An 18,211-nucleotide genomic window follows, 5' to 3' on the forward strand; every position below is an offset into this window, starting at 1 on the left:
TGTCCTGCCGGAATCGGTAACTACGGGCCGGGTCGACGGGCCGGAGGGCAGCGAAAGCGGCCGACAACTGGACCGCGAGAGCGAGTCAACCGCCGGCCGGCGGGCCAACCGGACTTCGGCCGCCCAGCACGCCCGAACTCACCACACTCACCACGACCGTGGTGAGTTCGGCCGCCCAGCACGCCCGAACTCACCACACTCACCACGACCGTGGTGAGTTCGGGCGCCCAGCGCGCCCGAAGTCACCACACCCCACCACGACCGTGGTGAGTTCGGCCGCCCAGCGCGCCCGAAGTCACCACACCCCACCACGAGCGTGGTGAGTTCGGCCGCCCAGCGCGCCTGAAGTCACCACGCGGACGGGCTTCGCGCCCTGACCGCGGAACGCGTCCAACTCCCCGGATGGGACACGTGCCAGAACGACAGCTCCCCGGAGTGGAGAAGGGTCAGAACGGCAGCTCCTCGGAACGGACCGCCACCCGGTTGCGGCCGGTACGTTTCGCCTCGTACAAGGCTTCGTCGGCGAGTTTGGTGAGCTGACCGGGCCCGGCCGTGGTCCCGGTGGTCGCACCGACGCTGACCGTGACGATGCCGGTGGCCGCCAAGGCGTGCGGTTCGGTGAGTTCGGCGACCGCGTGGCAGAGGCGTTCCGCGGTGTTCAGCACGGCGATCACCGGGATGCCGGGCAGGACCACGCAGAACTCCTCGCCACCGTACCGGGCCACCAGATCGCTGTCGCGGACGCACGAGAGCAGCGTCTCCGCGACCCGCCGCAGGCAGGCGTCACCCGCCTGGTGGCCGTAGTGGTCGTTGTACGTCTTGAAATGGTCGATATCGATCATGAGGACGCCGATCGGGTCGCCGGTGCGGGCGGCGCGGGCGCATTCGGCGGCCAGGAACGCATCGAGGCGGCGGCGGTTGGGCAGGCCGGTCAGCGGGTCGGTGACGGTCAGCAGTTCGAGGCGGTGGTTGGCCTCGGCCAGTTCCTCGGTCCGTTCGGCGACCTTGCGTTCCAGCCACGTGTAGAGGCGGGTGTTCTCCAGGGAGACGGTCAGCTGGCCGGCGATCAGGCGTACCGCGTCGAGCCGGCCGGTGGAGAACGCGCGGCGGCTCAGCCGGTTCTCCAGCAGCAGCATCGCGCCGGCCCGGCCCTGCTGCGGGATCGGTACCACCAGCAGCGAGCAGTGGTCCAGCCCGGCCAGGTAGGGGTCGCGGGCCACCCGGTCGTCGCGGGCGGCGTCGTCGACCAGCAGTGGTTCGCCGGTGCGTTCGGCGTAGCGGATCGCGGTCAGCGGGAGCTGCTCGGCGGTGGGGGCGATACCGTCGCCGGGCGAAGACGAGCCGGGCAGGATCCAGCCGTCGTCGCGGTCGTCGCGCACGATCAGGTGGACGGCGGTGGCGCCGGTCATCCGGCTGAGGATGTGCTGCACGCGGGTCTGGAGCTGGTCCAGGGCGGTCTCCGAGCTGAGGGCGCGGGCCGCTTCGAGGACCGCCATCAGGTCGATGTCCTCGCTGGAGAGGCTTCCGCTGTGCACGGTGGTGGTCCGGGTCGGCGCGGGTCCGGTGCCGGCCAGTTCCGGGCATTCGCGGTCGAGGAGGCGGACCTTGCCGGTCGCGCCCCACCGGGCGTACCCGTCGCGGGCCTGGTCGAGAAGTCCGTGGGCGACCTGGTGCAGGCCGCGGCCGCGGTAGAACCGGGCGGCCCGTTCGTAGATCAGCGGCCGGTGCCAACCGGCTCCGGTGCCGTCGGTGGCGGCCATCGCCGCGTCGTAGGCCTGTTCGGCGGCCGGGACGTCACCGGTGAGGGCGGCCCGGGTCGCCGTGGCGAGCAGGTGCAGGTGCCGGTAGTTGCCGGGCTGGTCGTCGGCGCGGGCGGCGAGGAAGTCCAGGCCGGTGTCTAGGTCGTGGAGGGTTCCGGTGCCGGCCTGCACGCCGAGGGCGACCAGCAGGTGGCTGGTGGCGAACATGGACGTGCCGGGTGCGCGGGTCATCGCCTCGGGGAGCGCGGCGGTGTGCGCGGTGAGGGCGGTGTCGTCGCCGAGGACCGCGGCGGCCAGCGCCCGGTAAGTCAGGTAGACGGCGGCGGTCAGGCCGTCGCCGGTCAGGGTGGTCAGGAAGGTGTCCTCGTCGAAGTCGTCCGGCGGGTTGTCGGTGCCGTCGCGGACGGCCTGCCCGAGCCGGGCGAATGCGGTGAAGACGGTTCGGTCCTTGTCCGCGCCGACCCGGTCGGCCATCGCCAGGGCGGCGCGGACCTCCTGGTCGAGGGTGTCCAGGGTGGCGCTGTCCGCGGTCTGGGTCAGGGCCGGGTAGTGGGTGTAGAGGGCGGTGTGCGGGTCGCCGCCGCGCAGCAGACCGTCGCGGGCTTCGTGGACCAGGCGCACGGTGGCGTCGAACGGTTCGAACCAGGGCGCGGTGGAGGTCGCGTGCAACAGTTTGACCAGGGAGGTCTCCGGTTCGTATCCGCGGGAGCCGGCGACGGTCAGGATGTGCCGCACCCCGGTGTACGCGCTGCGGTAAGTGCCGCCTCCGCCGATCGTCACCCAGCCGACGTAGGCGAGGGCCCGGGCCAGAGCCGCGCACGCACCCGCGGTCGACCACATCCGGGCGGAGTCGGCTACCAGCCAGGCGGCGGTGACGTGGTGGCCGAAGGCGGTGGCCAGGACCAGCCGGCCGTTGATCTCGGCGATGGCGAGCAGGCGCGGGTCGGCCAGCTCGGGGATCGGCGCGTCGTCGTCGCGGGCGGCCAGCCACTGGTGGAAGGCGGTCAGGCCGTCGGCGGTGGCCGGCCCGATCCGGTCCGGTCCGGGCACCGCGGCGCCGAGTGCGGCGAGCAGGTCCAGCCCGAGGGCGACGGCCCGGTCGGCGAGGCCGCGACGGAACAGGGTGTCGATCTGGTGGGCGGTGGACGCGGCGAGCATCTCCGGGGCGGTGCCGGCGGCGATCTCGGCGTACACCCGGTCGGCTTCGGCGAACCGGCTCAGCGCGCAGAGGGCCGCGTGCCACTCGGCGCGCGTTTCCGCGTACCCCGCATCGGTCTTCTCCAGGAGGCTGAGCGCACCGGCCAGACAGGCCTGCGCCCCGGCGTGGTTGGCGATCAGCCGGGCGGCGGACGCGGCCCGGCGCAGCAGATCGGCTGCGGCGGGTTTCTCTCCCATCACAGCGTTTTCCGGTACGCGCAGAGCCGGCACCGCCGCCAGATAGTGTGCCGCCGCGGCCGGTGCGTAGCCCGGTTGCGCGGCGAACCGGCGTGCCAGTGTCAGGTTCAGTTCGGCCCGCTCGTCCGGTGCGATGCGCTCGTGGGCGGCCTGTTGCACCCGGTCGTGCCGGAAGGCGACACCGTCGGCGTGGGTGGCCAGCAGCCCGTCGGTGATCGCCGGCAGCAGCGTCGCCGTGATCCGTGCCGGGTCCCGGCCGCTCGCGACGGCGAGGGTCGCGGTGTCCGGTGCCGCTCCGAGGCAGGACATGATCTCCAGGAGTTCCCGGGCCGGTACGGGCAGCGCCTCGATCCGCGTGCCGAGCAGGTCGACCACGTCGCCGTGGCCGACGAACCGGCGAACCGCCGTGGTGTCCCATTCCCAGCCGCCGCCGCGGGGCAGCAGTTCGCCGTCGCGGCGCAGGGCGTCGAGCAGTTCCACGGTGTCGAACGGGTTGCCGCCGGTCCGTTCCGCCAGCAGGGCGGCCAGCGGTGCCGCCCGGTCCGCGGGCAGTCGCAGCATCTCCGCCACCAGTGTGGTCAGGTCGTCCGGTCCGAGGTCGGCGAGGACGATCTCGGCGGAGGTGCCGCGGTCGCGGCGCAGGCGGGCCCGCAGCGCGCTCAGCGGGTGCGCCTCGTCGACGTCCTCGGTCCGGTACGCGCCCAGCACCAGCACCCCGGCGAGGTCGCGCCGGTCCAGGACCTCGTCGAGGAAGGCCAGCGCTCCGGTGGTGGCCCATTGCAGGTCGTCGACGACGAACACCACCGGGCGGGCGGCGCTCGCCACGGTGCGCAGGACGGTCGAGGCGGCGGCGAGCACGTGACTGAAAGCGATCTCCTCGCCGCGGTCCGGTTCGGCCCCGAGCAGGCCGCGCATCGACGGCAGCAGCACCAGCGCGGCCCGCAGTTGTTCGGGGCTGAGCGCGTCCAGCAGCCGGGTCCGCAGGCCGGCCAGCACGTCGTCCGGTTCGGCGAGCAGCAGGTCGCCGAGCCGGTCGAAGGCCTCCCGCACCGGGTCACCGGCCCGGAACTGGTCGAACTTGCCGGCGGTGAACCAGCCGCCGGCCGCGGTCACCGCCGGGCGCAGCCGTTCGACGAGGGCGGTCTTGCCGCTGCCGGGCGGTCCGGTGAGCAGGGCCAGCACGCTGTGCCCGCCGGTCACCTCGCGGAGCAGCCCGTGCAGGGCACCCAGCTGGGTTTCGCGGCCGATCAGGCGCTGCGGCGGGGCCAGCCGCAGCGGGAAGTCGCGGTCGCCGAGCGGGAAGCCGGCCGTGTCGCCGGCCCGGCGGTGGCGGCGCAGCGTCTCCAGGTCGTGGGCCAGGCCCTCGCCGCTCTGGTAGCGCCGGCCCGGTTCCTTGTGCAGCAGCCGCAGCAGGATGCCCGACAGCGCCGCCGGCAGGCCGGGGACGGTCTCGGCCGGCGGGGTGGGTACCCGGGCCAGGTGGTCGTGGATCAGGTCGAGCGGTTCCCGGTCGCGGCCGAACGGCGGGGCGCCGGTGGCCAGTTCGTAGAGGGTGGCGCCGAGGGCGTACAGGTCGGCGCGGTGGTCGACCGCCTGTCCGGTGCGGCCGGTCTGTTCCGGGGCGAGATACGGCAGGGTGCCGGCCGGTTCGCCGGGTGCCACCGGTTCATCGCGGTCCCGGGCCGGCAGCACCGCCAGCTCGAAGTCGATCAGGGTGGGCCGGCCGTCCGCGCCGATCAGGATGTTCGCCGGGCTGACGTCGCGGTGCACCACGCCGCGCCGGTGGACGCCGGCCAGCACTTCGGCGAGGTGCAGCGCCAGGTCGACGAGCGGCCCGGCCGGCCAGGGCACGGGCATGTCGGCGAGGGTCCGGGCGTCCGCGTCGAGCACGGTCAGCGTGCCCGGGTGCCCGGCCGGGGCCAGGACGGGTACGCCGGGGAGGTCCTGCAGCCGCCGCAGCGCCGCCAGTTCGGTGCGCAGCCGTTCCGGTGCCCGCGGGCCGAGGGGCCGTTTGCGGACCACCCGGGTGCCGTCGGCGAGCCGTAGGCGGACTACATGGGTGCGGTCGCTGTCGTGCAGCACCTCTTCCACATCTACCGGTTCGGCCCGTACGCGCGGGGATTGAGGCCTCGGCGCAGACTGGCGTGATGTCCGATCAGGCGAAGAATCGTGCCGATCAGGCGAAATCGGTGACTCGGTGTGCCGTGGTGCTCCACAGTGAGGAAAACAGGCCGGTCCCAGGAGTGGTCCGATGTCGTACGACCGTCGTCCGCAGTCCCGCCCGGTCCGCCAGGTCCGCCGGGCCTCGCCGATCAAGACCATGCTCGCGATCATCATCGCCGGGTGCACGGTGATCGCCCTGTTCCTCGCCGGGATCGCCGCCGAGCAGTACAACAACGGCAACCGCTCGCCGGCCGCCGCGGTGACCGTCACCGCCGCCACCACCGCCCCCGGTGAGCGGATCGGTGACAAGGCCCGCGACGGGAGGTTCGAGTTCGTGGTGTCCGGGGTGGACTGCTCGCGCACCACCATCGGCGTGGAGCACCTGAAACGCACGGCGGACGGGCGGTTCTGCGTCGTCAGCCTGACGGTGCGCAACGTCGGCGACGACTCCCGGTTCCTGGTGGGCCGGGCGCAGCGGGCGTTCGGTGACGACGGCACGGCGTACGAGACCGACGGGCTGGCCGGCCTCTACGCCAACCGGGACGCCGCGACGTTCCTGCAGAGACTCGCACCGGGTGACCGGGTCGCCGGGAAACTCGTCTTCGACGTGCCGGAGCAGGTCGCGCTGACCTCGCTGGAGTTGCACGACTCGCTGCTGTCCGGCGGCGTGACGGTCCGCCTGGACCGGTAGAACGGGTGATGTGTCACTCGGCGGGCCGGACTGCGGATTCCAGCCGTACGGCTATGGTTGTCCTCCTGCAAAGATCACTGCCGGGGAAGAGGGTTCGATGACGGGCGTACGACCGTTGAACGTGCTCGTCGTCGACGACGACGACGCGGACACCATGATGATCGAGGAAGCGCTGGAGGCCTCGGCCACGCCGCCGATCGTGAACCGGGTCGCCGACGGGCGGGAGGCGCTGGACTATCTGCGCCGCCGGGGTCCCTTCGGTGACGCGGTCCGGCCGGATCTGGTGCTGCTCGACCTCAACATGCCGCGGGTCGGCGGGCAGCAGGTGCTGGCCGAGGTGAAACAGGACGAGGATCTCAAGCACATCCCGATCGTCGTGCTGACCACCTCCAGCGCCGCCCAGGACATCGTGTCCAGTTACGGGTCGCACGCCAACGCGTTCATCACCAAGCCGATGGATCTGGAGTCGTTCGAGGCGGTCGTACAGCTGATCAACCGGTTCTACAGCGACGTGGCGGTGCTGCCCCGCTGACCCTCGGGGCGTGCCCGTCCGGCGCCGGTCCGGGCGAACGCCGCCCAGACGTGCTTCACGTCGCCGACGGCGTACCAGCCGACCTCCTGGGAGAACCAGCGCGCCAGCAGCAGCCCGCGGCCGCCGCCGTTCAGCGGCCGGTCCGGCGCCAGTTCCGGGATCGCCTCCGGGTCGTGGTCGGCGACGTCCACCACGAGCTGTTCGCTGTCGCGCAGCAGCCGGACCGTGGTCGGCGGCTCGCCGTGCCGCAGGGCGTTGGTGGCCAGTTCGGTGGCCACCAGCACGACCTGGTCCACGAAGTCGGCGGCGTCCTCGTCCAGCTCCGCCAGCAGGCGGGCACGAAGGTCGGTCAGTTGCCGGGTGCCGTCGAGGGTCCACCGGCACACCTCCTCGGCCTGCGGGGGCTCCCCGGTTCGTATCGTCTCCACGGCCAGTCTGTGCCCCCGCTGAGCGTCGTCTATGCAGCGAACCGCAACCTCCCTCACCGGTGCCACTCCTTGCGTGCCGGGTGCCATGACCGATACTGCTCACGTGACTGAGCAGCCCCCGCCGTCCGACGGCCGCACCGAGACCCCGCCGGAACCGGCCCCGAAAGCGCCTTTGAACGCCAGCTGGATCTTCCCGGTCGGCGGTGGCGTGATCGGCCTCTACTTCCTGGTCAGCGGCGCCCTGAGCGTCCGCGACAAGCACGGCGACGGCATGTTCGCCCTGCTGATGGCCGCGATCGTGATCGTCGCCGCGGTGCTCGGCACGTGGATGCTGCGGACCTGGCGCGCCGACCGGGCCCGGCGCGAACCGTCCTGACAGCGGCCGTCCCGGTGTGCTGCGATCGGGACATGACACGTTCGTTGGCAGGAAAGGTCGCGCTGGTGGCCGGCGCGACACGGGGCGCCGGGCGCGGCATCGCGGTGGAGCTGGGTGCGGCCGGGGCGACGGTGTACGTCACCGGCCGCAGCACCCGGGAACGCCGCTCGGAGATGGACCGCCCGGAGACGATCGAGGAGACCGCCGAGCTGGTGACCGCGGCCGGCGGGACCGGCATCGCGGTCCGGGTGGACCATCTGGTGGCGTCCGAGGTGAAGACGCTCGTCGCGCGGATCTCCGCCGAGCAGGGCCGCCTGGATGTGCTGGTCAACGACATCTGGGGCGGCGAGCTGATGTTCAGCTGGACGGACCGGCTGTGGGAGCACTCGCTTGACGACGGCCTGCGGATCCTGCGGCTGGCCGTGGACACCCACATCGTCACCAGTCATCACGCGTTGCCGCTGCTGCTGGCCACGCCGGGTGGGCTGGTCGTGGAGGTGACCGACGGGACCGAGGAGTACAACCGGGACAACTACCGGGTGTCGTTCTTCTACGACCTGGCCAAGACGTCGGTGCTGCGGATGGCGTGGGCCCAGGCGAAGGAGGTGGGTCCGCTCGGGGCGACCGCGGTGGCGCTGACCCCGGGCTGGATGCGCTCCGAGATCATGCTGGAGCACCACGGTGTCACCGAGGCGACCTGGCGTGACGCCCTGACGGCGGAGCCGCATTTCGCGATCTCCGAGACGCCCGCGTTCACCGGTCGGGCGGTCGTCGCGCTCGCCGCCGACCCGGACCGGGCCCGCTGGAACGGCCGGTCGCTGTCGAGCGGCGGGCTGGCCGCGGAGTACGGCTTCACCGACGTCGACGGCAGCCGGCCGGACGCGTGGCGCTATCTCGTCGAGGTGCAGGACGCCGGTAAACCGGCCGACGTCACCGGTTACCGATAGTCACCGTCCCGCCGCGACCGCGCAGGCGCCCGGCGGCAACGTCGGGGCGCTGAGCTGCGCCAGCGACTGGTTGACCTCGGTCTTCGTGGCGAGCTGCTGGTACTTCTCGCCGATCACGATCTCGACGGTGCCGGAGGTCCGCTCCGCGCTGTACTCCTGGACCGCCGCGCCCAGGAAGTAGGCACGTAGCCAGTGCGCGGCGCTGACACTGCTCGGGCCGTACCGGATCACGGCGACCTCGGCGGACTTCTTCGTCTTCTCCTTGGGCTTCTCCGTCTTGAAGCCCCGGTTCTTGAAATCCTCGGTGACCCGGCCGGCCGTCCCGGCCACCCCGGAACCGTTGAGCACCCGGATCGTGACCTGGGACTCCTCCTCCGGCAGGGTGAGATTCACCCGCGGCGCACTGTCCGGGCAGGCGGTCGCCGCGGTCCCCTGGGAGTCGCCGGCCACCGCGACCCCCGCGACGACGCCGGCCGCCACCGCCAGCACACCGACGGTGGCGTACGCCCGTACCCGTGAAAGCCTCATGTCTTCCCTGACGCACGCCGCCCCGGATCTGTTGCAGGCCGGCGACGGAAATCTCAGACGACCGTGGGCCGCTCGTTGCGATCGATGTCCTCGGAGTTCTGCACGAAGGTCTGCTGCGACACCTGCACCACCGTCGCCGACTCGTGGAACCGGCGCAACGTCGTCGAACCGCAGCTCACCATCGTGGAGCGGATCTTCGCCAGGGTGACCTTGACGTTGTCGTACAGGCTGCCGGCGTAGTTGACGTAGCCGTCCACGCCCTCCTCGAACGCCAGATCCTTGCCCTGGCCGTAGCGGGCGGCGTTGCGGGCGCGGGCGCTGCCCTCACCCCAGTACTCCTTGAAGAACTGGCCGCCGATCTTCACCCGCGGCGCGGGGCTCTCGTCGAACCGGGCAAAATAGCGCCCCAGCATCAGGAAATCGGCGCCGAACGCGAACGCGATCGCCATGTGCGAGTCGTGCAGGATGCCGCCGTCGGAGCAGAGCGGGACATAGAAACCGGTCTGCTTCGCGTACGCGTCGCGCTCCTGCACGATCTCGGCCAGCGCGGAGGCCTGGCCCCGGCCGATGCCCTTCTGGTCGCGGGTGATGCAGATCGAGCCGCCGCCGATGCCGACCTTGACGAAGTCCGCGCCCGCGTCCGCCAGATACCGGAAGCCCCGTGCGTCCACCACGTTGCCCGCGCCGATGCGGACGGTGTCGCCGTACTGCTCCCGGACGAAGCCGATGACCTGCTGCTGCCACACCGAGTAGCCGTCGGAGGAGTCCAGGCAGAGCACGTCGGCGCCCGCCTCGACCAGGGCCGGGATCCGCTCCCGGTAGTCGTGGGTGTTGACGCCCGCGCCGACCCGGAACCGCTTGTCCGCGTCCACCGTCTCGGTGTGGAACTGCTGGTGCAGCTCGTAGTCGCGGCGGTGCACCAGCGACGCGATCCGGCCCTCCGCGTCGATGATCGGCAGCACGGTCTGGCGGGAGTCCCAGAGCAGCGCGTTCGCGTCGGCCAGCCGGATCTCCGGGGTGCCGGTGACCAGTTCGGCGGCCGGGCGCATCCGCGATGCGACGGTGTCGCCGCGGTGGTGCCGGTGGAAGTTGAAGTCCTGCGCGCTGATCATCCCGAGGAACGTGCCGGACGGGCTGCCGTCCTCGGTAACCATGATCGACTCGCCGCCGGCCTGCAGCAGCGCGTCCGCCTCGTCCAGGGTGGCCGACGGTTTGATGTTGACGTCGTTGTGCCGGAACCCGGCCTTGTGCCGCTTCACCGCGGCCACCATCGCCGCCTGCTCGGCCACCGGCTGGTTCTGGTGGATGAACGACAGCCCGCCGACCTGCGCCAGCGCCACCGCCAGCTGCGGCGACGACACCGCACCCATGATCGCGCTGACCAGCGGCACCGAGATCTGGATCGGCGACTGCTCCCCGACCCGGTGCCGGACCAGCGGCGCGGAGAGATCGACGCGATCCGGGGTGCACCCTTCGTCGGTGAGATTCGGCAGAAGGAGGTACTCACCGAAGGTGCGGGAGATCTCGGTCAGGATCCGCACTGCTGCTCTCCTAGGCGCTCACGGGCATGGGGGTATTTGCCCTGTTGAGGATGTGATCGGGTGACGTTACCAGCGCCCCGGGCGACTCACGGAATCGGACACAGCCGGTGACATCACCCCGAAGGGGGTACCCGCGGCCGGGCGCCGGCGGCGGTATCGTCGGCTGATGTTCTCGCCCCAGGGACCGACGCTGCGTGAACTGGGCGTGCAGGCGCTCTCGTCGGTGCCACGCGGCTACGACCTGCTGGCCCCGAAATTCGACCACACGCCGTTCCGCACCCCGCCCGCCCTGCTCGAGGCCACCACCACCGCACTGGCCGCACTGGGCCCGTTCGACCGGGGCCTCGACGTGTGTTGCGGCACCGGCGCCGGCGTGGACGTGCTCCGCCCCCTGTGCCGCGAGTCGATCACCGGTGTGGACTTCAGCGCCGGCATGCTCGACCAGGCGCGGGCCGCCCACCAGGACGCCCGCTGGGTCCGCGCCGACGCCCGCGCCCTGCCGTTCACCGGCGGCTTCGACCTGGCGGTCACGTTCGGAGCGCTCGGCCACTTCCTGCCCGGCGAACTGCCGGACCTCTTCTCCGGGGTACGCCGCGCGCTGCGCCCCGGCGGCATCCTGGCCTTCCCGATCGTCGGCCCGCCGTCACCGGCCTCCCCCTGGTACTGGCTGACCCTCGGCTTCGACGTGACGATGCGGATCCGCAACGCGCTGTGGCACCCGCCGTTCGTGATGTACTACCGCACCGGCCCGCTGCCCGTGCTGCGGCACGCCCTGCGCACCGCCGGCTTCACGGTGGAGCTGCGCCCGCTGCCCGCCCCGGCCGCCGGCTGCCACCTGCTGGTAGCCACCAGCCCTTGAGGACCGCCACCAACCGGCGCCCTGTTGTACCGTCACGCGATGTCCGGGCACATTCCCAGGCGCCTACTCGACCAGTCGAGACGGCGGCATGCTCAACAGACATCACACACCGTCATCTACAACGACGCCTCCTCCTCGGTCAGAAACACCACGATCCACTCACCGGACAATCGCCCGGCCTTCGCCGATGACGTCATGCCGGCAACGCTGACCACGCTGCCCGTCCCCTTCGTCATCCTGCTCCTGACCCTGACCGATCAGACGGTGCTGCTCCGCTCGATCGTTCAGGAGGGCAACCCGGCGGGCCTCGTGATCCAATTGATCCCGTTGTTCTCGCCGGCCATCGTGGCGTCGCTCGTCTACTTCGCCAAGGCTCGTGGCTGGATTCGCCTCAACACCGGGTCGACAAACCTTCTGGCCCTGGCCCCGGCGGCGGTCATCGGGCTGTTCGTTCCGCTCAACTATCTAGGCCTGCAGGTCGGCGTGTTCGCGGTCAGCATCATCCGGCACGTCACCGGCGGCGCGGGCGTTCTGGTCAACACCACCGAGGTCTGCGCGAGCCGGTAGGCAGGCCGCATCAGCCCACCGAGGTGATCAGGGTGCTGCTGCCGAACCTGGCGTCCAGGACGACGAGCAGCAGCCCGGCCGCGCAGAGCACGGCGAGAGCCGTCAGCGTCCACCGCAACACGCTGCTCCGGCCGGTGCGCCAGGCGAACACGGCCGCGATGCCGAAACCCAGCGCGCCGCCGAGAAGGATCACCCCGTGACTCTACGCGGCGGCCCTCGTGAGGGCGCCCGCGATCAAGGCGGAAGCGCCGTCCGGACAGGTGGTAATACCGGGAATGGCAGTCGCGGCACTGTCCCGCCGGGGCACGATCGGGGGGTCTACCGACGGAGGCGACCGTGAACAGCATGCCCACCCGGTTCGGCGCCGAACTGCCGCCCTGGGTTCTCGAGGAGATCGCCGGGGACCCGGCTGCGCTGCCCGGCGTCGAGGAGCGGATGCGGCTGGTGAACCGGCTCGCCGAGCGTAACCACCGGGAGGACACCGGCGGGCCGTTCGCCGCGGTGGTCAGCCGGCGCGACAGCGGGGAGGTCCTGTCGGTCGGCGTCAACCTGGTGCTCACCTATGACCTGTCGTCGCTGCACGCCGAGGTCGTCGCGATCTCCCTGGCGCAGGTGCGGCTGGGCACCTGGAATCTGGGGCCGCACGAGCTGGAACTCGCGGTGAACTGGCGGCCGTGCGTGATGTGTTACGGGGCGGCGATGTGGTCGGGGGTGACCCGCCTGGTGGTGGCCGGGGAGGGCGACGACCTGGAGAGACTGACCGGGTTCGACGAGGGACCGATGCGCGACGACTGGCGGGAGCAGTTCGAGCGGCGCGGCATCGAGGTCCAGTCGGGTGTGCTGCGTGCGGAGGCGACAGCCGTGTTCCGGGCTTACGGGCAGCGCACCGACGCCGTCGTCTACAACGGGCGCGGCTGACCGGCACGGGTCAGGCGATCGCGTACCGGGCGCCGGTGGCCGTGGTGGGGCTGGACATCCGGGCGATGTAGAGGTTCTGTTCGACGTTGGTGTCGCCGGCCCATCCGGACCAGACGAACCAGCGCTGGCTGTTGAAGGTGACCAGGATGCCGTCGATGGCCCACTTGTCGTCGGGCAGGTTCAGTTTGGTGGCGGCGGTGTAGCCGCTGGTCGCCGCCGTGGAGCTGATCACGTACATCCGGTGGGCGGCGCCGGTGCCGGCGGCGAAGTAGATGTAGTAGCGGCCGCCGTCGTAGACGACTTCGGGGGCCCACACCTCGCCGAACCCGGCCGTGTCGGACCAGACCTTGCTGACGGCCGACGACGCGAGCGCGTCCGGTGAGGTGGCGGTGCGCACCCCGATGCCGCCGTCGTAGGACTGGACGCCGACGTAGGTGCTGCTGCCGACCCGGATGACGCTGGGGTCGGCGGCCCGGATGCCGGTCTGCGCGGCCTGGGCCGGGACGACGCCGGCCAGAACGAAGAGCACCACTACCGCGGCGAGGACGCTGATACGACGCATTTACGCACGAGAGGCCAGGACCAGTCCGGTAGCGGCATCCGTCAATGCGGAACCGACCCGGTCCCAGTCGACCGGGGTGCCTGCGGCGGCGAGGGCCTCCTGCTGGGCGCAGGTGTGGATCAGACCCTGGCGCAGCATCGAGGTGCGCAGCGTGATCTCCGCGGGGGACAGCCGCGGCATGTGCGCCCATACCCGGGTGCTCGCGACCTCGAGGACCGGGGCCAGTTCGGCGTGCGAGTGCAGGCCGTCGCCGAAGGACGGGTCGGCGGCGACCTGGGCGGTGAAGCGGGCGAACCAGCTGGGCACGCCCAGCCCGGCGAGGTGGCGCACGTACGGCAGGACGAGACACGCCACGTGCTCGCGCGGGTCGCCGGCGTCCCGGGACGCCGCGACCAGGGTACGGGCGTGGGCGGCGATGCCGGGGGCGTGCACCTCGCCGATGGCGTGCACGACGTCGGGGCGGGCGCCGAAGTGGTAGGCCAGGGCCGAGTTGTTCCCGACCCCGGCGGCTTCCACGATCTGGCGCAGGGAGACGGCGGCGAGTCCGCGTTCGGCGTACAACCTCTCGGCCGTGCGTAGCAGCAGAGCGCGGGTGTCGCCGGCCCGGGTCCGTCTGGTGTCAGCGCTCATGACAGCCATGATGATCTACCAGCGCACGGGTACCTCTTCCAGGCCGCCGACGAGCAGGCCCTGGCGGCGGCGTAGCTCCTCGACGGGCACCGCGAGTTCCAGGGTGGGCACCCGCTGGAGCAGGACGGCGAGGACGGCCTGCAGTTCGATGCGGGCCAGGGCCTGGCCGAGGCAGGAGTGCGGGCCGGCGCCGAAGGTCAGGTGCGGGTTGGGTTTGCGGGTCAGGTCCATCTCGTCCGGGTCGGTGAAGATCCGTTCGTCGCGGTTGGCCGACGGCATCGACGACAGGACGGTCGTGCCGGCCTCGATGCGGGTGCCCTCGATCTCGACGGGTTCGGTGACCAGCCGGTGGGTGCCGAAGCCGAGGTTGGCGTCGAAGCGCAGCACCTCCTCGACGGCGGTGCGGACCAGACCGGGGTCGGCGAGCAGCTGTTCCCAGCGTTCGCGGCGGGCCAGCAGCATGGCGACCATCTTGCCGATCATGTTGGCGGTGGTCTCGTGGCCGGCGACCAGCAGCGCCTGACCGGTGAAGATCAGTTCGTCCTCGCTGAGCCGGCCGTCCTCGGTGTCCACCACGGTGACCAGTTCGGACAGCAGATCGTCGCCGGGTTCGGCGCGTTTGCGGGCGACATGCCTCGTCATGTACGCCCAGAGTTCGCGTCCCGACTGTGCCACGTCGTCGGCGGTGAACCGGGTGAGGTTGAGGAACCGGTCGGACCAGCCGGCGAACCGTTCGCGGTCGGATGCCGGGACGCCGAGGAGGTCGCAGATCACGTACACCGGGAGGGGGAAGCCCAGGGCGGTGCGCAGGTCGGCCGGTGCGCCGTGGGTGACCATGTCGTCGATCAGGTCGTGGGTGATGCGTTCGATGCCGGGGTGCAGGGCGGTCATCCGTTTGGCGGTGAACGAGCGGCTGAGCAGGCGGCGCCAGCGCAGGTGGGCGGCCTCGTCGTTCATGAAGGCGGGTCCGCCCATGGTGCCGCCGGCCGGGGTGTTCCGGACGAACCGCCGGTCGGTGATCATCGTGCGGACGTCGTCGTAGCGGGTGAGCAGCACCGCGTCGCGGCCGTCGGTGGTGCGCACGTGGGCGACCGGGCACTGGGCGCGCAGCCGGGACCATTCCGCCGGCGGGTCCACGGCGGTCGGCGGTGTGAACGGGTATTCCAGCACGTCATCCCCTTAAGTCAAACGTCTGCTTACTTGGCACCCTACGCCCACCGGTCGCGATCGGATAGTCGACAATGGATCTCTGGTAACAGGAAGGAAACTTTCGTTGACTCCCTCCGGAGACCCGCGCATGGTGCAGGAAAGGGATCCGGATGGGGGTAGACATGCGTTTCACACGACGGGCGGCACTCGCTGTCGTCGGCGTCGCGACCCTGCTGGCCACCTCGGCCTGTGGCAGCGACGACGACGGCGGTGCCGGTTCCACCCAGGTCGAGGTCTTCACCTGGTGGGCCGACGGCGGTGAGAAGGCCGGACTCGACGGCCTGGTCGGCCAGTTCACCACGGCCTGCACCGGACAGACCTTCGTCAACGGCGCGGTCGCCGGCGGCGCCGGGGCGAACGCCAAACAGGTGCTCGCCTCCCGGCTGCAGCAGGGCGACCCACCGGACACCTTCCAGGCGCACGCCGGTGCCGAACTGATCGACTACATCAACGCCGGCCAGGTCGAGGACCTCAGCGCCGACTACGACTCCTGGGGCCTCAAGCAGGCCTTCCCGCCGGGCCTGATCGACAACCTGACCGTGGACGGCAAGATCTACTCGGTCCCGGCCAACATCCACCGGGCCAACGTGGTCTGGACCAACAAGAAGGTCCTCGCCGACGCGGGCATCACCGCGACCCCGGCCGACCTGGCCGGCTTCTTCGCCGACCTGGACAAGGTCAAGGCCGAGGGCATCGCCGCGCCCCTGGCGATCGGCAAGGACTGGACCCAGCTGATGCTCTTCGAGTCGGTGCTGATCACCGACCTCGGGCCGGAGAAGTTCACCGGACTGTGGAACGGCGCCACCGACTGGAACGACCCGGGCGTCACCACCGCGATCAACGACTTCAAGCGGCTGCTCACGTACACCAACACCGACCGTGACGCCCTGGACTGGACCGACGCCGAGAAGCTGGTGATGGACGGCAAGGCGGCGTACCAGCTGATGGGCGACTGGGAGGCCGCCGACCTGGACGCCAAGGGCTTCAAGGACTACGGCTGGTTCACCTTCCCCGGCAACGGCACCACCTTCCAGTGGCTGGCCGACTCGTTCGTGCTGCCCCAGGGCGCGAAGAACCCGGACGGCACCAAGTGCTGGCTCAAGACGGTCGGCTCGGCCGAGGGGCAGAAGGCGTTCAACACCACGAAGGGCTCGATCCCGGCCCGCACCGACGCCGTCCCCGGCGACTACCCCGAATACCAGCAGGCCGCGATGGCCGACTGGAAGTCCGCCACCCAGGTCCCGTCGTGCGCGCACGGCTCGGCCTGCTCGCAGGGCTGGCAGGGCGCCGCGAACTCGGCACTCGGCGCCTTCTCCACCGGCCAGGACGTGGCCGGACTGCAGAAGGCCCTGGCCGCCGCGGCGAAGCAGTTCGCCGGCAAGTGAGACGATTCCGTCACTGGGGGCCGGGCCTGATCCTGCTCGGCCCCTCACTGATCCTGCTCGCGATCTTCGTCTACGGCCTGATCGCCTGGACGATCAAGGTCTCCGTCTCCGACGAGCACACCGCGCTGGGCTCGAAGGGGTTCGTCGGCCTGGACAACTACACGTACCTGTTCACCGAGGACATCAACGACCGCTTCCTGCACTCGCTGAAGAACCTGCTGATCTTCACGGTGGTGTTCATCGCCGGGGCGATGCTGCTCGGCCTGCTCTGGGCGTACCTGCTGGAACGTGGTGTCCGCGGGGAGGGCCTGTTCCGGACCGTCTACCTGTTCCCGATGGCGGTCTCCTTCATCGCCTCCGGCGTCGTCTGGCGCTGGCTGATGAACCCCAACCAGGGCGAGAACGCGGGCGGGCTGAACGCCGTGTTCGGCGGCCTGCACCTGGACTTCCTGCAGAACCCCTGGTGGACCGACCCCGACTGGGGCATGGCCGCGATGGCGGTCCCGGCCGTCTGGCAGCTGTCCGGGTACGTGATGGCGCTGTTCCTCGCCGGCTTCCGGGGCATCTCCGCCGAGCTGCGGGAGGCCGCCGCGATGGACGGGGCGAGCACCTACCGGCTGTACCGCAACGTCATCTTCCCGCAGCTCACCCCGGTCGCCCTGTCCGCGCTGATCATTCTCGGGCACATGTCGATGAAGATGTTCGACCTGATCATGAGCGTGTCCGGTCCGCAGTGGCTCACCGAGGTGCCCGCCGTCTACGTCTGGCAGGCCCTGCTCACCAGCGACTACGCCAAGGCCGCCGCGATCTCGGTGGTCCTGCTGCTGCTCGTCGCCGTGGTCATCGTCCCCTACCTGGTCTGGACCCAGCGCACGGAGAAGACCCGATGACCCGCATCCCCCGCTACACGGTCCTGCTCCTCTTCCTGATCGTCGTGCTGATGCCGGCGTACGTCCTGGTGGTCACCAGTTTCAAGGCCGGCTCGGACATCGGTGTCACCAGCCAGTGGAACCTGCCGTCCACGTGGACCACCGCCTCCTGGGAGAAGGCGTGGACCGCGTTGCGCCCGTCGTTCCTGCGCACCTTCCAACTGGCCATCCCGGTGGCGGTCATCTCGTCGCTGATCGGCGCGGCCAACGGGTTCGTGCTGTCACGCTGGCGGTTCCCCGGCGCGGACGTGGTGTTCACGCTGATCCTGTTCGGCATGTTCATCCCGTACCAGGCGGTGATGATCCCGCTGCGCGACATCGTGCTGACCCTGGGCGTGCCGCCCGGCATCCCCACCCTGGTGCTGGCGCACTGCGTCTACGGCATCCCGATCTGCACGCTGATCTTCCGCAACTACTACGCGACCACCGTGCCGGAGGACCTGGTCGAGGCGGCCCGGGTGGACGGTGCGGGCCTGCTGCGGACCTTCACCCGGATCATCCTGCCGATCTCCGGACCGGGCTTCGTGGTGACCGTCATCTGGCAGTTCACCTCGGCCTGGAACGACTACCTCTTCGCGATCTTCCTGTCCAACACCCGCAACGGCCCGATCACCATCGCCCTCAACGCGCTGGCCGGCGCCCAGTCCCCGGACTACGCGGCGTCGATGGCCGGTGCCCTGATCACCTCGCTGCCGACACTGCTCGTCTATGTCCTGCTCGGCCGCTGGTTCATCGGCGGGCTGATGGCGGGTTCGGTGAAGAGCTGACGATGATCATGCGAGTCGGCGAGC

Annotated in this window: 18 protein-coding genes; 10 read left to right on the forward strand and 8 right to left on the reverse strand. The window is 70.9% G+C overall.

Going from position 1 to position 18,211, the window contains the following annotated elements; genetic code table 11:
* Positions 1–446: 446 nt before the first annotated feature.
* Complete coding sequence (locus WH85_RS07850; RefSeq protein WP_169792422.1) at positions 447–5,237, reverse strand: diguanylate cyclase; 4,791 nt, start codon at positions 5,235–5,237, stop codon at positions 447–449.
* Between the two features lie 169 nt (positions 5,238–5,406).
* Here WH85_RS07850 and WH85_RS07855 point away from each other — a divergent pair, with 169 nt between their 5' ends.
* Together WH85_RS07855 and WH85_RS07860 are read left to right on the forward strand one after the other, a co-directional pair.
* Positions 5,407–6,009 (forward strand): DUF4352 domain-containing protein, encoded by a 603-nt coding sequence (locus tag WH85_RS07855; RefSeq protein WP_245673853.1) that lies wholly within the window; start codon positions 5,407–5,409, stop codon positions 6,007–6,009.
* 97 nt (positions 6,010–6,106) lie between these two features.
* The gene (locus tag WH85_RS07860; RefSeq protein WP_045741048.1) at positions 6,107–6,541 is read left to right on the forward strand and encodes a response regulator; all 435 of its coding nucleotides are present in this window, start codon (positions 6,107–6,109) and stop codon (positions 6,539–6,541) included.
* Here the strand turns inward: WH85_RS07860 and WH85_RS07865 are convergent.
* Complete coding sequence (locus WH85_RS07865) at positions 6,511–6,969, reverse strand: ATP-binding protein (protein WP_045741049.1); 459 nt, start codon at positions 6,967–6,969, stop codon at positions 6,511–6,513. The genes WH85_RS07860 and WH85_RS07865 overlap by 31 nt on opposite strands.
* Before the next feature lie 103 nt (positions 6,970–7,072).
* On the opposite strand from WH85_RS07865, the gene WH85_RS07870 reads away from it, so the two are divergent.
* Positions 7,073–7,345 (forward strand): hypothetical protein, encoded by a 273-nt coding sequence (locus tag WH85_RS07870; RefSeq protein WP_045741050.1) that lies wholly within the window; start codon positions 7,073–7,075, stop codon positions 7,343–7,345.
* Positions 7,346–7,377: 32 nt separating this feature from the next.
* Positions 7,378–8,292 (forward strand): SDR family oxidoreductase, encoded by a 915-nt coding sequence (locus WH85_RS07875; protein ID WP_045741051.1) that lies wholly within the window; start codon positions 7,378–7,380, stop codon positions 8,290–8,292.
* Here the strand turns inward: WH85_RS07875 and WH85_RS07880 are convergent, their stop codons facing one another.
* Both WH85_RS07880 and WH85_RS07885 read right to left on the reverse strand, forming a co-directional pair.
* Positions 8,293–8,820 (reverse strand): LytR C-terminal domain-containing protein, encoded by a 528-nt coding sequence (locus tag WH85_RS07880; protein WP_045741052.1) that lies wholly within the window; start codon positions 8,818–8,820, stop codon positions 8,293–8,295.
* A gap of 53 nt (positions 8,821–8,873) precedes the next feature.
* Positions 8,874–10,361 carry an IMP dehydrogenase gene (locus tag WH85_RS07885; RefSeq protein ID WP_045741053.1) on the reverse strand — a complete coding sequence of 496 codons (1,488 nt, stop codon included), beginning with the start codon at positions 10,359–10,361 and terminating at the stop codon, positions 8,874–8,876.
* 166 nt (positions 10,362–10,527) lie between these two features.
* Between WH85_RS07885 and WH85_RS07890 the strand changes: the two genes are divergently transcribed.
* Positions 10,528–11,220, forward strand: a complete 693-nt coding sequence (locus WH85_RS07890; protein ID WP_045741054.1) for a class I SAM-dependent DNA methyltransferase — start codon at positions 10,528–10,530, stop codon at positions 11,218–11,220.
* 195 nt (positions 11,221–11,415) lie between these two features.
* On the forward strand, positions 11,416–11,787 hold the full coding sequence (locus WH85_RS07895) for a hypothetical protein (protein ID WP_045741055.1): 372 nt from the start codon (positions 11,416–11,418) through the stop codon (positions 11,785–11,787).
* Positions 11,788–11,797: 10 nt separating this feature from the next.
* Here the strand turns inward: WH85_RS07895 and WH85_RS07900 are convergent, their stop codons facing one another.
* Positions 11,798–11,980: a hypothetical protein gene (locus tag WH85_RS07900; protein ID WP_045741056.1), complete on the reverse strand. Its 183-nt coding sequence runs from the start codon at positions 11,978–11,980 to the stop codon at positions 11,798–11,800.
* A 152-nt stretch (positions 11,981–12,132) separates the two neighbouring features.
* Here WH85_RS07900 and WH85_RS07905 point away from each other — a divergent pair, with 152 nt between their 5' ends.
* A complete protein-coding gene (locus WH85_RS07905) occupies positions 12,133–12,705 on the forward strand; it encodes a nucleoside deaminase (RefSeq protein ID WP_045741178.1) in 573 nt (190 codons plus the stop codon).
* A gap of 10 nt (positions 12,706–12,715) precedes the next feature.
* Here the strand turns inward: WH85_RS07905 and WH85_RS07910 are convergent, their stop codons facing one another.
* The 3 genes from WH85_RS07910 to WH85_RS07920 are packed head-to-tail and all read right to left on the reverse strand — an operon-like array spanning position 12,716 to position 15,067.
* Positions 12,716–13,267 carry a family 43 glycosylhydrolase gene (locus WH85_RS07910; protein ID WP_045741179.1) on the reverse strand — a complete coding sequence of 184 codons (552 nt, stop codon included), beginning with the start codon at positions 13,265–13,267 and terminating at the stop codon, positions 12,716–12,718.
* Positions 13,268–13,897 carry a TetR/AcrR family transcriptional regulator gene (locus tag WH85_RS07915; protein WP_045741057.1) on the reverse strand — a complete coding sequence of 210 codons (630 nt, stop codon included), beginning with the start codon at positions 13,895–13,897 and terminating at the stop codon, positions 13,268–13,270.
* A gap of 15 nt (positions 13,898–13,912) precedes the next feature.
* A complete protein-coding gene (locus WH85_RS07920) occupies positions 13,913–15,067 on the reverse strand; it encodes a cytochrome P450 (protein ID WP_245673854.1) in 1,155 nt (384 codons plus the stop codon).
* Positions 15,068–15,228: 161 nt separating this feature from the next.
* Between WH85_RS07920 and WH85_RS07925 the strand changes: the two genes are divergently transcribed.
* From WH85_RS07925 to WH85_RS07935, 3 genes are all read left to right on the forward strand, one after another.
* Positions 15,229–16,491, forward strand: coding sequence for an ABC transporter substrate-binding protein (locus tag WH85_RS07925; protein ID WP_045741058.1), 1,263 nt, complete (start codon positions 15,229–15,231; stop codon positions 16,489–16,491).
* A gap of 62 nt (positions 16,492–16,553) precedes the next feature.
* Complete coding sequence (locus tag WH85_RS07930) at positions 16,554–17,381, forward strand: carbohydrate ABC transporter permease (RefSeq protein WP_425394620.1); 828 nt, start codon at positions 16,554–16,556, stop codon at positions 17,379–17,381.
* Entirely contained in the window at positions 17,378–18,187 is an 810-nt protein-coding gene (locus WH85_RS07935; RefSeq protein ID WP_083448855.1) for a carbohydrate ABC transporter permease, read from the forward strand. The genes WH85_RS07930 and WH85_RS07935 overlap by 4 nt, the downstream gene beginning before the upstream one ends.
* Positions 18,188–18,211 lie beyond the last annotated feature (24 nt).

Source organism: Actinoplanes rectilineatus (assembly GCF_000962825.1).
GTDB lineage: Bacteria > Actinomycetota > Actinomycetes > Mycobacteriales > Micromonosporaceae > Actinoplanes > Actinoplanes rectilineatus.

Coding starts and splice junctions, on each gene's coding strand:
- WH85_RS07855 (WP_245673853.1), top strand. CDS start 5,407: ATGTCGTACGACCGTCGTCCGCAGTCCCGCCCGGTCCGCCAGGTCCGC.
- WH85_RS07860 (WP_045741048.1), top strand. CDS start 6,107: ATGACGGGCGTACGACCGTTGAACGTGCTCGTCGTCGACGACGACGAC.
- WH85_RS07875 (WP_045741051.1), top strand. CDS start 7,378: ATGACACGTTCGTTGGCAGGAAAGGTCGCGCTGGTGGCCGGCGCGACA.
- WH85_RS07880 (WP_045741052.1), bottom strand. CDS start 8,820: ATGAGGCTTTCACGGGTACGGGCGTACGCCACCGTCGGTGTGCTGGCG.
- WH85_RS07890 (WP_045741054.1), top strand. CDS start 10,528: ATGTTCTCGCCCCAGGGACCGACGCTGCGTGAACTGGGCGTGCAGGCG.
- WH85_RS07895 (WP_045741055.1), top strand. CDS start 11,416: ATGCCGGCAACGCTGACCACGCTGCCCGTCCCCTTCGTCATCCTGCTC.
- WH85_RS07905 (WP_045741178.1), top strand. CDS start 12,133: ATGCCCACCCGGTTCGGCGCCGAACTGCCGCCCTGGGTTCTCGAGGAG.
- WH85_RS07910 (WP_045741179.1), bottom strand. CDS start 13,267: ATGCGTCGTATCAGCGTCCTCGCCGCGGTAGTGGTGCTCTTCGTTCTG.
- WH85_RS07915 (WP_045741057.1), bottom strand. CDS start 13,897: ATGAGCGCTGACACCAGACGGACCCGGGCCGGCGACACCCGCGCTCTG.
- WH85_RS07925 (WP_045741058.1), top strand. CDS start 15,229: ATGCGTTTCACACGACGGGCGGCACTCGCTGTCGTCGGCGTCGCGACC.
- WH85_RS07935 (WP_083448855.1), top strand. CDS start 17,378: ATGACCCGCATCCCCCGCTACACGGTCCTGCTCCTCTTCCTGATCGTC.